This window comes from Xanthomonas sp. NCPPB 2250 (assembly GCF_056725265.1).
In genome coordinates this window covers 4521979-4535530 of the sequence record NZ_CM161520.1, presented here as the reverse complement: position 1 = coordinate 4535530, position 13552 = coordinate 4521979, and the positions used below count along the sequence as shown (strand labels likewise).

Sequence of the window (13552 nt, the reverse complement as noted above, 5' to 3'; positions counted from 1 at the left end):
CAGAAAGCCTACGTCAGTTTTTCCAGTTCCGGCAACACCGTGAACAGGTCGCCGACGAGGCCGATATCGGCGATCTCGAAGATCGGCGATTCCGGGTCCTTGTTGATCGCGACGATGGTGCCGGCGTCCTTGATGCCGGTCAGGTGCTGGATGGCGCCGGAAATGCCGATCGCCACATACAGCTCCGGCGCGATGATCTTGCCGGTCTGGCCGACCTGCAGCTCATTGGGGACGTAGCCGGCGTCGACCGCCGCGCGCGAGGCGCCGACCGCCGCGCCTAGCTTGTCGGCGAGTTGGTAGACGATCTGGAAATTCTCCGCCGAGCCGACACCGCGGCCGCCGGAAACCACGCGCTTGGCGCTCTGCAGGTCGGGGCGATCGGACTTGCCCGCGGCCAGGCCGACGAAGCGGGTGTGGCTCGGCAGCGTCGCGTCCACGCTGGCCGCTTCGACCACCGCGCTGTCGCCCTGCGCCGCTTCCGGCCAGGAGGCGATGCGCACGGTGGCTACCACGATCTGGTCGGCCGGGGCCTGCACGCTGATGATGGCGTTGCCGGCGTAGATCGGACGCTTGAACGCGTAGTCGCCGTCCACGGCCATCAGGTCGGAGATCTGGTTGACGCCGAGCAGGGCGGCCACCACCGGCATCAGGTCCTTGCCGAACGTGGTGGAGGGGCCGAACACGTGGGTGTAGCCGGTCGCCAGGGCGGCGATCTGCGGTCCCAGCACCTGCGCGATGGCGTGCTCGTTGGCGGGGTTGGCGACGGTGAGGACGCGGGCGACACCCGCGATCTGCGCGGCCTGGGCGGCCACCGCGGCCGGATCGGAAGCCAGCACCACGATGTCGATGGCCTCGGCCGACAGCGCCTGCGCGGCGCTGACGCACTTGGCGGTGGCGGCGTTGAGCTGCCCGTTGAGATGTTCGGCGATGACGAGGATCTTGGCCATTACAGCAACCCCTTTTGCTTGAGTGCGGCCACCAGTTCGGCGGCATCCTTGACCATCACGCCGCGGCTGCGCTTGGCCGGCGGGGCGTAGTGGGTGGTGGTGAGGCTGTCGTTGGCCTCCACGCCCAGATCGGCGAAGGCCAGCGTCTGCAGCGGCTTGCTCTTGGCCTTCATGATGTCCGGCAGCTTGATGAAGCGCGGCTCGTTCAGGCGCAGGTCGGTGGTGACCACCGCCGGCAGGTCCACTTCCAGGGTCTCCAGGCCGGCGTCGACCTCGCGGGTCACCGTGGCCTTGCCGTCGGCCACCACCAACTTGCCGGCGAAGGTCGCCTGCGGCCGGCCCCACAGCGTGGCCAGCATCTGCCCGGTCTGGTTGGCGTCGTCGTCGATCGCCTGCTTGCCCAGGATGACCAGGTCCGGCTGCTCCTGCTCGACCAGCTTGAGCAGGGTGCGCGCGGCGGTCAGCGGCTGGATCGCCGCGTCGGCGACCACGTGGATGGCGCGGTTGGCGCCCATCGCCAGGCCGTTGCGCAGGTGCGCGGCGGCGTCGGCCGGGGCGATGGTGGCGACCACCACCTCGCTGGCGATGCCGGCGTCGCGCAGGCGCAGCGCCTCTTCCAAGGCGATTTCGTCGAACGGGTTGGCGGAGAGCTTGACGCCCTCGGTGACCACGCCGGAGCCGTCCGGCTTGACCTGGATGCGGACGTTGTAGTCCACCACGCGCTTGTAGGCGACGAGGATTTTCATCGTGTACGAGATCCTTCAGCAGTGCGGGAAGGCCCGGCCGCGGCGGCTGGCACGGGGCAGTCGGAGGATTCTAACCGGGCGCGGGGGACCATGCGAGGGCGTATGGTGGGCCATTCGGCGGGTCGTGGTCGCCGCATGCGGCGACCACGACCGGTTCATACAAAGCGTATATCCTGTGTGGTTTGAATATCAGGCGCCGACGGCGCCGAATCAGGAGAGACACACAGTGGCGACTTGGCTCGTGACCGGCGGTGCCGGTTTCATCGGCGGTAATTTCGTGCTCGAGGCGGTGGCGCGCGGCATCCGTGTGATCAACCTGGACGCGCTGACCTATGCCGGGAACCTGAACACGCTGGCGTCGCTGGATGGCAACCCGGACCATGTGTTCGTGCACGGCGATATCGGCGATCGCGATCTGGTGGGCCGCCTGCTCGCCGAGCACCAGCCCGACGCCGTGGTCAATTTTGCCGCCGAAAGCCACGTGGATCGCTCTATCGACGGGCCCGGTGCCTTCATCCAGACCAACGTGGTCGGCACCCTCGGTCTGCTGGAGTCGGTGCGCGATCACTGGAAGGCGCTGCCGGAGGACCGCCGCGACGCGTTCCGCTTCCTGCACGTGTCCACCGACGAGGTCTACGGCACGCTCGGCGAGACCGGCAAGTTCAGCGAAACCACGCCGTATGCGCCGAACTCGCCGTATTCGGCGTCCAAGGCCGCGTCCGACCACCTGGTGCGCGCGTTCCACCACACCTACGGCCTGCCGGTGCTGACCACCAACTGCTCCAACAACTACGGCCCGTACCACTTCCCCGAAAAGCTCATCCCGCTGGTGATCGCCAAGGCGCTGGCCGGCGAGCCGCTGCCGGTGTACGGCGACGGCAAGCAGGTGCGCGACTGGCTGTTCGTCGGCGACCACTGCGAGGCGATCCGCACCGTGCTGGCCAAGGGCAAGGTCGGCGAGACCTACAACGTCGGCGGCAATTCGGAGAAGCAGAACATCGAGGTGGTGCAGGCGATCTGCGCGCTGCTGGACGCGCGGCGTCCGCGCGAGGACGGCAAGCCGCGCGCCAGCCAGATCACCTACGTCGCCGATCGGCCCGGCCACGACCGCCGCTACGCCATCGATGCGTCCAAGCTGAAGAACGAACTGGGCTGGGAGCCGCAGTACACCTTCGAACACGGCATCGCGCTCACCGTGGACTGGTACCTGAGCCACCAGGACTGGGTGCAGGGCGTGCTCGACGGCAGCTATCGGCTGGAACGCATCGGTACCGCGGCATAACGGCAGTCCCTCGCAAGAGTCCGCCCATGCGCGCGCGGACTTCACCAGGAAATACCTCATGACACAACGCAAGGGCATCATCCTCGCTGGCGGCTCCGGCACGCGGCTGTACCCGATCACCAAGGGCGTCAGCAAGCAACTGCTACCGGTGTACGACAAGCCGATGATCTACTACCCGCTCAGCGTACTGATGCTGGCCGGCATCCGCGAGGTGCTGATCATCAATACCCCGCACGAGCAGGCGCTGTTCCAGGCGCTGCTGGGCGATGGCGCGCAGTGGGGCATGGACATCCAGTACGCGGTGCAGCCGAGCCCGGACGGGCTCGCCCAGGCCTACCTGATCGGCCGCGACTTCGTCGCCGGCAAGCCGAGCTGCCTGGTGCTGGGCGACAACATCTTCCACGGCCATGGTCTGACCGAGACCCTGCAGCGTGCCGATGCGCGGCAACAGGGCGCCACCGTGTTCGGCTACTGGGTCAACGACCCCGAGCGCTACGGCGTGGCCGAGTTCGATGCGTCCGGCAAGGTCATCGACATTGAGGAAAAGCCGGCCAAGCCTCGCTCCCACTACGCCGTCACCGGCCTGTATTTCTACGATGGCCGGGCCAGCGACCATGCCGCGGAACTGAAGCCCTCGCCGCGCGGCGAACTGGAGATCACCGATCTCAATCGCCGTTACCTGGAAGCCGGCGAACTGCATCTGGAAGCGCTGGGTCGCGGCTATGCATGGCTGGATACCGGCACCCACCAGTCGCTGCACGAAGCGTGTAATTTCATCGAGACCATCCAGTCGCGGCAGGGCCTACAGGTCTGCTGCCCGGAAGAGATCGCATTCGGGAATGGATGGATCGATGCGGTGCAACTGGAGAAACTTGCCGCTCCGTTGCGTAAGAACGCTTATGGCAACTACCTGCATGAACTGGCTGTACGAGGAACTGTTCCGTGAAAGTGATTGAAACCAAGCTGCCTGGCTGCGTGGCGATCGAGCCGGCGGTGTTCGGCGACGCGCGTGGCTATTTCTTCGAGACCTGGAACGCCGCGCGTTTCGGCGAGCACGGGCTGCCCACCAAGTTCGTGCAGAGCAATGTCTCCACCTCGGCCAAGGGCGTGCTGCGTGGCCTGCATTACCAGTGGCCGCGGCCCCAGGGCAAGCTGGTCGGCGTGCTGGAGGGCGAGGTATACGACGTCGCCGTCGACATCCGCCATGGCTCGCCGCACTTCGGCCGTTGGGCTGCGGTGGTGCTGAGCGCGGAGAACAAGAAGCAGTTCTGGATTCCGGAAGGCTTCGCCCACGGGTTTGCCGTGCTGTCGGAGCGGGCGGTATTCAGCTATCTGTGCACCGACGTATACGTCAAGGAAGCCGATGCTGGCGTGCGCTGGGACGACGCCGCGATCGGCGTGGACTGGCCGATCAGCGAGCCGGTGCTGTCGGGCAAGGACGCGGTTGCGCCGTTCCTCGCCGACATCCCGGTCGAGCGTCTGCCGGTCTACCAGCCATGAGCATGCTGGTCTTCGGCGGCAACGGCCAGGTCGGGCAGGAACTGCTGCGGGCGCTGGCCGGGCAGGGGCCGGTGGTCGCGACCACGCGCAGCGGCCAGTTGCCCGACGGCAGCGCCTGCGAGCGCGCCGATTTCGACCAGCCGCAGACCCTGGTCGCGCTGCTGGACCGGCTGCGGCCATCGGCGGTGGTCAACGCCGCGGCCTACACCGCGGTCGATCGCGCCGAGCAGGACGCCGAGGCGGCGCACCGCGCCAATGCCGACTCGCCGGCGGCGATCGCTGCCTGGTGCGCGGCGCATGGCGTGCCGCTGGTGCATTACTCCACCGACTACGTGTTCGACGGGCAGGGCACGCAACCCTATCCCGAGGATGCGCCCACCGCGCCGCTGGGAGTGTACGGCGTCACCAAGCTGGCCGGCGAGCAGGCGATCCGCGCGTCCGGTGCGCAGCACCTGATTTTCCGTACCGCCTGGGTGTATGCCGCGCACGGGAACAATTTCCTGCGCACCATGCTGCGCGTCGGCGCCGACCGCGACGAACTGCGGGTGGTCGCCGATCAGGTCGGCACGCCGACCCCGGCGGCCCTGATCGCCGATGTCACCGCGCGCGTGCTGTCCCAGCGCGCGACGCTGCCGTCCGGCACCTGGCACCTGACCGCGGCCGGCGAGACCACCTGGCACGGCTTCGCCGAGGCGATCTTTGCCGAGGCGGTGGCGGCGGGCTTGTTGCCGCGCGCGCCGCTGGTGCTGCCGATCACCACCGCGGAGTATCCGACCCCGGCCAAGCGCCCGGCGTATTCGCGCCTGGATGTGTCGCGCCTGCAGCGCGATTTCGCGCTGGAACTGCCGCAGTGGCGCGATGGCCTGCGCCAGGTGATCGCTGAACTCGCCAAGGCAGCGCCGGCCGCCTGATCCGGCTTACACGGTAGAACGCCACGCAGCCGAAAAACAAAGAGCCGGGCGGTGCCCGGCTCTTTGCGTTTGCGGCGGATGCCGGACTCAGGTGCGCCCGTAGGTGTCCTCGAAGCGCACGATGTCGTCCTCGCCCAGGTAGCTGCCCGACTGCACTTCGATCAGCTCCAGCGGCAGCTTGCCGGGGTTCTTCAAGCGATGCGTCACCCCGAGCGGGATGTAGGTGCTCTGGTTCTCGGTGAGCAGCAGCACCTCGTCGCCACGGGTGACCTCGGCGGTGCCGCTGACCACGATCCAGTGCTCGGCACGATGGTGATGCATCTGCAGGCTCAGCGTGGCGCCGGGCTTGACCGTGATGCGCTTGACCTGGAAGCGCTGGCCGTTGTCGATCGAATCGTAGGCGCCCCACGGGCGGTACACCTTGCGGTGCCAGGTGGCTTCGGAACGGCCGTTGGCCTTGATCCTGCCGACGATGTCCTTCACTTCCTGGATGCGTTCGCGGTGGCCGACCAGTACCGCGTCGTCGGTCTCCACCACTACCACGTCCTGCAGGCCCACCATCGCGATCAGGCGCGAGCCGTAGGCGTAGGTGTTGCGGCAATCGATCTCGATCACGTCGCCGTGGTGGGCGTTGCCGTTGGCGTCCTGTGGCGACACGTCCAGCAGTGCCGACCACGAACCGACGTCGCTCCACTTGGCGTCCAGCGGCACCACCACCGCGTCGGCGGTCTTCTCCATCACCGCGTAGTCGATGGAGTCGGAGGGGCTGGCGGCGAAGGCGTCCTTGTCCAGGCGGGTGAAGTCGGCATCGCGCTTGGCGGCCTGCCAGGCGCTGGTGCAGGCATCGGCGATGGCGGGCTGGAACTTGCGCAGCTCTTCCAGGTAGCGCGAGGCGCGGAACAGGAACATGCCGCTGTTCCAGTAGTACTCGCCGGAGGCAAGATAGCTTTTCGCAGTGGCCAGGTCGGGCTTTTCGACGAAGCGTTCCACTGGGCGCGCGCCGTCGCCAGCGGCGGCCTTGATGTAGCCGTAGCCGGTTTCCGGGGCGGTCGGCTTGATCCCGAACGTCACCAGCTTGCCTTGCTCGGCCGCAACGGCGGCCACGCGTACCGCCGCCTGGAAGGCCGCCTCGTCGCCGATCACGTGGTCGGAGGGCAGGACCAGCAACAGCGGATCGGCGCCATCGCGCGCGGCCTCCAGCGCCGCCACGGCGATCGCCGGCGCGGTGTTGCGGCCCTTGGGTTCGAGCAGGATCGCATGCGGCTTCACGCCGATCTGCTGCAATTGCTCGGCCGCGACGAAGCGGTGTTCCTCGTTGGCGACCACGATGGGGGCATGCGCCGCGACCGGGGCCGCTCGCTGCCAGGTGGCCTGCAGCATGCTCTGTTCGCCGACCAGCGGCAGGAACTGCTTCGGATACGACTCGCGCGACAACGGCCACAGGCGCGTGCCGGAGCCGCCGGACAGGATGATGGGAAGGACGTCGCTCATGGGCGATGGAACTCCATAGTGCGTCTAGGGGGAGGGTGGTGGGATCAGCCGCGCAGCAGCTCGGAGATCTCCTGGGTGCGCTGCTCCAGCAGCGCCGCGTCGCCGCGGGTTTCCACGTTCAGGCGCAGCAGCGGCTCGGTGTTGGAACTGCGCAGGTTGAAACGCCAGTCGGCGAATTCGGCGCTGACGCCGTCGGTGTAGTCCAGCGTCGGCGCATGCGAGGCGAAGTGCTCCATCACCCGTGCTACCGCCGCCTTGGCGTCGGCGACCTTGAAGTTGATCTCGCCGCTGCACGGGAACTTCTGCATGCGCGCCTCGACCAGGTCGGCCAGCGAGCGGCCGGACTGCGACACCAGCTCGGCGATCAGCAGCCACGGGATCATCCCCGAGTCGGCGTAGGCGAATTCGCGGAAATAGTGGTGCGCGCTCATCTCGCCGCCGTACACGGCGTTCTCGCTGCGCATCTTCTCCTTGATGAAGGCATGGCCGCTCTTGCACAGCACCGGGATGCCGCCGGCTTCTTCGACCTGTTCGATGGTGTTCCAGGTCAGGCGCGGGTCGTGCACGACCTTGCCGCCCGGCTGCTTGGCCAGGATCGCCTGCGCCAGCAGGCCCACCAGGTAGTAGCCCTCGATGAAGCGGCCGTCGGCATCGAAGAAGAAGCAGCGGTCGAAGTCGCCGTCCCAGGCGATACCGAAGTCGGCGCCGTGCTGCTTGACCGCGTTGGCGGTGGCGGCGCGGTTCTCCGGCAGCAGCGGGTTGGGAATGCCGTTGGGGAAGTGGCCGTCCGGCTCGTGGAAGACGCGCACGAACTCGAACGGCAGGTGCGGCGCCAGCAGATCGACGATGGCGCCGGCGCCGCCGTTGCCGGCGTTGACCACCAGCTTCAGCGGCTTCAGCGTGGCGCGGTCGACATAGCTGAGCAGGTGTTCGATGTAGGCGCTCTTGTCCGGGCGGTGATGCTCGGCGGCGGTCGGCTCGGCGGCCGCCGTGGTATCGGCGACGACGGTGTCGCGGATCGCGAACAGGCCGGTGTCGGAACTGATCGGGCGCGCGTTCTCGCGCACCAGCTTCATGCCGTTGTAGTCCATCGGATTGTGGCTGGCGGTGACCATCACGCCGCCGGCGGCCTGCAGGTGGTCGGTCTGGAAATACACTTCCTCGGTGCCGCACAGGCCGATGTCGATGACCTCGCGGCCGCTGGCGCGCAGGCCGGCCGACAGCGCGTCCTGCAGCCCCTGGCTGGCCAGGCGCACGTCATGGCCGACCACCACCGGACCGCTGTCCAATTGCCCCGCCAGCGCCACGCCGATGCGGCGCGCCAAGTCCTCGTTCAGTTCGTCGGGTACGCGACCGCGGATGTCGTAGGCCTTGAATGCGGGAAGCGACATGGAAGAGGGTCCTAGTTGGGGGAAACCCGAGTGTAACGTTACGGCGCTTAATCGGTCGTTGCGGCGGTGCGGCGGGGGTCGCAGTCCCCGAGCGGCTAAACTAGCTGTCTACATTCCAATGCGGAGCTGGCGAATGGGCGACACCTCTACCCCTGTGAGCGGGCGGCGCGGCAAGCTTTTCCCCGATGCGGCCACGGCGCTGACCGACGTGGTGGCGGACGGGCAGACCCTGGCGGTCGGCGGGTTCGGCCTGTGCGGCATTCCCGAGGCCTTGATCGCGGCCTTGCGCGACAGCGGCGTCGGTGGCCTCACGGTGATCTCCAACAATGCCGGCGTCGATGGCTTCGGCCTGGGCCAGCTGCTGGCGACGCGGCAGATCCGCAAGATGATTTCGTCCTACGTCGGCGAGAACAAGGAGTTCGAGCGCCAGTACCTGGCCGGCGAACTGGAGCTGGAATTCAACCCGCAGGGCACCCTGGCCGAGCGCTTGCGCGCCGGCGGTGCCGGCATCCCCGCGTTCTTCACCGCCACCGGCTACGGCACGGTGGTGGCCGAGGGCAAGGAGACCCGCGAATTCGACGGCAAGCACTACGTGCTGGAGACCGCGCTGCACGCCGACGTGGCCCTGGTCAAGGCCTGGAAGGCCGATGCCGCCGGCAACCTGGTGTTCCGCAAGACCGCGCGCAACTTCAACCCGGCCTGCGCAATGGCCGGCAAGCTCTGCATCGCCGAGGTCGAGGAGGTCGTGGAGACCGGCAGCCTGGATCCGGACCAGGTGCACCTGCCCGGCATCTACGTCGACCGCATCGTGCACAACCCGCATCCCGAAAAACGCATCGAACAGCGCACCCTGCGCCAGAAGGACGCCTGACATGGCCTGGACCCGCGACGACATGGCGCAGCGCGCCGCCCGCGAACTCACCGACGGCGCCTACGTGAATCTGGGCATCGGCCTGCCGACCCTGGTCGCCAACCACATTCCCGAGGGCGTGGACGTGTGGCTGCAGTCGGAGAACGGCCTGCTCGGCATCGGCCCGTTCCCGACCGAGGACGAGGTCGACGCCGACCTGATCAACGCCGGCAAGCAGACCGTCACCGCCCGCGCCGGCGCCAGCTACTTCGGCAGCCACGATTCCTTCGCGATGATCCGCGGTGGCCATATCGACCTGGCCATCCTCGGCGCGATGCAGGTGAGCGAGAAGGGCGACCTGGCCAACTGGATGGTGCCCGGCAAGATGGTCAAGGGCATGGGTGGCGCGATGGACCTGGTGGCCGGGGTCAAGCGCGTGGTCGTGCTGATGGAACACGTGGCCAAGGACGGCAGCCACAAGATCCTACCGGCCTGCGACCTGCCGCTGACCGGCGTCGGCGTGGTCGACCGCATCATCACCGACCTGGCCGTGTTCGACGTCACCGACAGCGGCCTGGTGCTGGTGGAAACCGCCGAGGGCGTGGACGAGGCCGAACTGGTCGCCAAGACCGGCGTGCCGTTCTCGATCCGGGCCGGGTGATCTAGCCTCTGCGCGCGTACCTGTAGGGGCCGGCGGACGCGTCCTCGGCCCCCACGAGGGAGGCGGCGCTGGTCACGGCGTAGCCCCGATCCACCGTGGAGAGACTGAACAGGCGCTCGATGGCGTGCGCCAAGGTGCCGTCCACCTGTCCCGCCTCTTTCTCGAATTCGCCGGCCTGCAGGTGGCAGTCCAAAATGGGCTGAATCGCCTGCAGGCGCACCCAGAACATGCTGCCGCCTGCAAAGACCGCGGTCTCGATGTCCGGTTGCGCCAGACCCATGCGCGTGGCCAGGGCGCGCACGGCCTGCTCGTTTGCGCCCCAGTAGAAGCTCAGGGGCTGGAGATGCCCTTCCGGGGCCACCAGGCCGAGATCCGGACGCTGCTGGAAGGCCTCCACGATCGCCTTGACCCGGTCGCGGTCGAGGAGGCTGCCCACCATCTCGCGCCGCCATTGATCGCCATCCTGGCGATGCACCGAGCGTTTGGTGTGCAGCTTCAGCACCAGTGATACACCGGCATCGAGCAGGCGATCGGCGATGCGCAGGAACGGCAGGATGTCGCGGCCATGGTTGTCGTGGACCACGACCTCGGCCTCCATCCCCTGTTGTTTGAGGGCGAGGTTGACGCCGGCGAGGTTGCGTTCCGTCGTCGTCACGATGAGCTGGTGGTCGAACGCCGCCTCGCGCAGCTGCGCCAGTAATTCTTCCAGAACATCGACATACCAGGCATGGATGACGACGTGCGGGCGTTCGTTTGCGGGGCGCTTTGGTTGCAATGCGCGGCGAGTCGCTTCCAGCCATGCGTGGCCCAGGCGCGCATCCGGTTCCAGGACGGCACCTTCGGCCCATTCGTTCCAAGCATTGACGAACACCATGCGCTGCGCAGTCGGAACGGGCGCAAGCCGGTCATGGATGGTCTGCGACAGCCATGTCCCGTAGCCGCGCGGGGAGGCATGGAGATACACGCGGCCCTTTCCGGAGCGGCGGGGCTCGTTATCCCAGCCGGGATTGACGCAGGGATAGAGCGGATAGTCCTGCAACGGCCTGGCTGCCATCTCGGTCGCCAGGACGCGCCAGTCCAGCACCTCCCCGGCAAAATCCGGATTGATCAACAACTGTGCGCCAGCCACCGAGGGCGGCGCACTCATATTGGGCGGAAACTCCACGGCAGCATCAAAGCCGATATCGCGCGGATCGGGACGCTCGAACCCCTGGACGTACGCAAGATGGATCTCGCCGATCCCATTGGCTGCGCACCACGCGCGCCAACGCGACGCCGTTGCCTTCGGGTCCGGCATCAGATTGGGACGATAGACCAGCACCAGCGGCTTGCCGTCGATGCGCAAGTAGCGAGGGTCGGCGAGATAGGTGGCCAAGTGCGCGATGAAGGCCAGATCGTCTGCGTCGCTGTGTTGCTGCTCGATCAGGATGTCGGTATTGCGGCCGTCCCACCGGCGTGCCCAGTTCTCGTTGGCCCAGCACAGGCAGTAGGGCAAGGAAATGGTCGTGTCATCGCGCCAGTTGCGGATGGGGTCCTCGAGCAGGGTCGTTCCTGCGAACCAATAAAAATAGAAACAGAAGGCGCCGATCCCATACTCGGAGGCGAGTTGCGCCTGCTGCCGCATCACCTCGCGATCGCGCAGATTGTAGAACCCAAGATCAGCCGGGATCCGTGGCTGCATGTGTCCATAGAACTGCGGAAGGGCGCGGCTGACGTTGCGCCACTCGGTGAAGCCCTTGCCCCACCATGCGTCGTTCTCCGGAATCGCATGGAACTGCGGGAGATAGAACGCGACCAGGGTCGCCGGCAGCGGCGACGGCAGCACGCCCTTCTGGTAAGGCACATGACCGATCGCCGCTTCATCGGCGCGATGCAGAGGGCGCAGGGCCATGCTCCCGACGCTCGCGACGCGCCCTCTGGGCGCCTCCGGCACCCAGTTCGCGTATCTATCGAGAAACCAGTTGCGCCATCGGTCGCGCACGCCTTCGGAGATCGGCATCGCCCGGAAGACGATGCGCAACAGGCGGTACATGCCTGCCCGCAGGCGTGCCGACACGGAGTCGCTCATCCGGTGACCGCTCACAGGTTCTGGTAATTCGGCCCGGAGCCGCCTTCCGGCGTCACCCAGTTGATGATCGCGTAGGGATCCTTGATGTCGCAGGTCTTGCAGTGCACGCAGTTGGCGGCGTTGATCTGCAGGCGCTTGCCGGCCGCGTCGTCGACGATCTCGTACACCGCCGCCGGGCAGAAGCGCGTGCAGGGGTTGCCGTATTCCTCGGTGCAGCGGGTCACGCAGATCTGCGGATCGAGCACGTGCAGGTGCACCGGCTGGTCCTCGTCGTGCTCAGTGGCGGCGAAGTACACGCCCTGCAGGCGGTCCCGCGGGGCCAGCTCGCGCTGCACGTAGTCGCGCTTGGGCTGCTCGTGCTCGCCCAGCCGGTCCAGGCTCTTCCAGTCGGCGCCGACCTTCAGCGTCCACGGCGAGGCGCCCTTGACCAGGGTCTCCCAGGCACCGTTGAGCAGGCCGAACCACAGCCCCTTCTTGAAGCCGGGCTTGATGTTGCGCACCTGGCGGAGCTCGGCCATCACTTCCGAGTTGCGCAGGCGCGCGTCGAAGCCGGCCGGGTCCAGCGCGGCACCGGCAGCGAGGTGTTCGGCGGCGAGCATGCCGCTGCGGATCGCCTGGTGGGTGCCCTTGATCTTGGGCACGTTGAGCAGGCCGGCGGTATCGCCGATCAGCAGCGCGCCGGGCATCTCCACCTTGGGCAGCGACTGCCAGCCGCCGCTGGCGATGGCGCGTGCACCGGCCGAGAGGATGGTGCCGCCGTCCAGCAGCGCCTTCATCATCGGGTGGTTCTTCCACTGCTGGAAGGCTTCCCACGGACGGTATTCGGGATCGTGGTAGTCCAGGCCGCTGACGTAGCCCAGCGCCACCTGGTTGTTCTCCAGGTGGTACAGGAAGCTGCCGCCATAGGTCTTGCTGTCGGCCGGCCAACCCAGGGTGTGCACGATCTTGCCGGGGCTGACGCGGCCCTCGGGCAACTGCCACAGTTCCTTGATGCCGATCGAGAAGGCCTGCGGATCGTGGCCGGCGTCGAGCGCAAAGCGCGCGATCAGGCGCTTGGTCAGATGCCCGCGCGCGCCTTCGGCCAGCACCGTGACCTTGGCGCGGATGTCGATGCCGGCGGTGTAGCCGGGCTTGTGCGATCCGTCCTTGGCCACGCCCATGTCGCCGATGCGCACGCCCAGCACCGTGCCGTCCTCGGCGTGCAGGGTCTCCGCGGCGGCGAAGCCCGGGTAGATCTCCACGCCCAGCGCCTCGGCCTGCGGCGCCAGCCAGGCGCACATCGCGCCGAGGCTGACGATGAAGTTGCCATGGTTGCGCATGCCCGGCGGCACCATCGGGAACTTGTGCCCGCCGTCCTTGCTCAGGTACCAGAACTCGTCCTCGGCCGCCGGCACGCAGATCGGCGGCGGGTTTTCGCGCCAGCCCGGCAGCAGCGCGTCCAGCGGCGCCGGTTCGATCACCGCGCCGGACAGGATGTGCGCGCCGATGGTGCTGGCCTTCTCGATCACGCAGACCGAGATGTCGGGGTTGAGCTGCTTGAGCCGGATCGCGAACGCCAACCCGGCCGGGCCTGCGCCGACGGTGACGACGTCGTATTCCATGACGTCGCGCTCCACTGGCTCCGGCGCATTGGCGCCGCCCTCGGTTCCCGTCATCTGCTCCGCTCCCGTTTGGCTCGTTCTGGCTGCCTGCATTTTCAGGGTTT

Annotated in this window: 12 protein-coding genes; 6 read left to right on the top strand and 6 right to left on the bottom strand. The window is 67.5% G+C overall.

The window, feature by feature from the left end; all coding sequences use genetic code 11:
* Positions 1-8 precede the first annotated feature (8 nt).
* Both AC1PMG_RS18435 and AC1PMG_RS18430 read right to left on the bottom strand, forming a co-directional pair.
* Positions 9-947: an electron transfer flavoprotein subunit alpha/FixB family protein gene (locus AC1PMG_RS18435; protein ID WP_481109800.1), complete on the bottom strand. Its 939-nt coding sequence runs from the start codon at positions 945-947 to the stop codon at positions 9-11.
* Positions 947-1693 (bottom strand): electron transfer flavoprotein subunit beta/FixA family protein, encoded by a 747-nt coding sequence (locus AC1PMG_RS18430; RefSeq protein WP_010340209.1) that lies wholly within the window; start codon positions 1691-1693, stop codon positions 947-949. The genes AC1PMG_RS18435 and AC1PMG_RS18430 overlap by 1 nt, the downstream gene beginning before the upstream one ends.
* Before the next feature lie 226 nt (positions 1694-1919).
* Between AC1PMG_RS18430 and rfbB the strand changes: the two genes are divergently transcribed.
* From rfbB to rfbD, 4 genes are read left to right on the top strand one after another with little or no spacing between them, the layout of a single operon-like run.
* Positions 1920-2975, top strand: a complete 1056-nt coding sequence (rfbB, locus tag AC1PMG_RS18425; RefSeq protein ID WP_279362452.1) for a dTDP-glucose 4,6-dehydratase — start codon at positions 1920-1922, stop codon at positions 2973-2975.
* A 58-nt stretch (positions 2976-3033) separates the two neighbouring features.
* On the top strand, positions 3034-3921 hold the full coding sequence (gene rfbA, locus AC1PMG_RS18420) for a glucose-1-phosphate thymidylyltransferase RfbA (protein ID WP_481109799.1): 888 nt from the start codon (positions 3034-3036) through the stop codon (positions 3919-3921).
* Positions 3918-4475, top strand: coding sequence for a dTDP-4-dehydrorhamnose 3,5-epimerase (gene rfbC, locus AC1PMG_RS18415; protein WP_481109798.1), 558 nt, complete (start codon positions 3918-3920; stop codon positions 4473-4475). Before rfbA ends, rfbC begins: the two co-directional genes overlap by 4 nt.
* Complete coding sequence (gene rfbD / locus AC1PMG_RS18410) at positions 4472-5386, top strand: dTDP-4-dehydrorhamnose reductase (RefSeq protein WP_481109797.1); 915 nt, start codon at positions 4472-4474, stop codon at positions 5384-5386. The genes rfbC and rfbD overlap by 4 nt, the downstream gene beginning before the upstream one ends.
* An 87-nt stretch (positions 5387-5473) precedes the next feature.
* Here the strand turns inward: rfbD and AC1PMG_RS18405 are convergent, their stop codons facing one another.
* Complete coding sequence (locus AC1PMG_RS18405; protein WP_481109796.1) at positions 5474-6877, bottom strand: mannose-1-phosphate guanylyltransferase/mannose-6-phosphate isomerase; 1404 nt, start codon at positions 6875-6877, stop codon at positions 5474-5476.
* A 44-nt stretch (positions 6878-6921) separates the two neighbouring features.
* Positions 6922-8268: a phosphohexomutase domain-containing protein gene (locus AC1PMG_RS18400; RefSeq protein WP_481109795.1), complete on the bottom strand. Its 1347-nt coding sequence runs from the start codon at positions 8266-8268 to the stop codon at positions 6922-6924.
* A gap of 133 nt (positions 8269-8401) precedes the next feature.
* Between AC1PMG_RS18400 and AC1PMG_RS18395 the strand changes: the two genes are divergently transcribed.
* Entirely contained in the window at positions 8402-9139 is a 738-nt protein-coding gene (locus tag AC1PMG_RS18395) for a CoA transferase subunit A (RefSeq protein ID WP_481109794.1), read from the top strand.
* A gap of 1 nt (position 9140) precedes the next feature.
* Entirely contained in the window at positions 9141-9779 is a 639-nt protein-coding gene (locus AC1PMG_RS18390) for a CoA transferase subunit B (protein ID WP_267085167.1), read from the top strand.
* A gap of 1 nt (position 9780) precedes the next feature.
* Here the strand turns inward: AC1PMG_RS18390 and AC1PMG_RS18385 are convergent, their stop codons facing one another.
* Positions 9781-11847 carry a glycoside hydrolase family 99-like domain-containing protein gene (locus AC1PMG_RS18385; protein ID WP_481109793.1) on the bottom strand — a complete coding sequence of 689 codons (2067 nt, stop codon included), beginning with the start codon at positions 11845-11847 and terminating at the stop codon, positions 9781-9783.
* Between the two features lie 11 nt (positions 11848-11858).
* Entirely contained in the window at positions 11859-13502 is a 1644-nt protein-coding gene (locus AC1PMG_RS18380) for an electron transfer flavoprotein-ubiquinone oxidoreductase (RefSeq protein ID WP_481109792.1), read from the bottom strand.
* Positions 13503-13552: the final 50 nt, after the last annotated feature.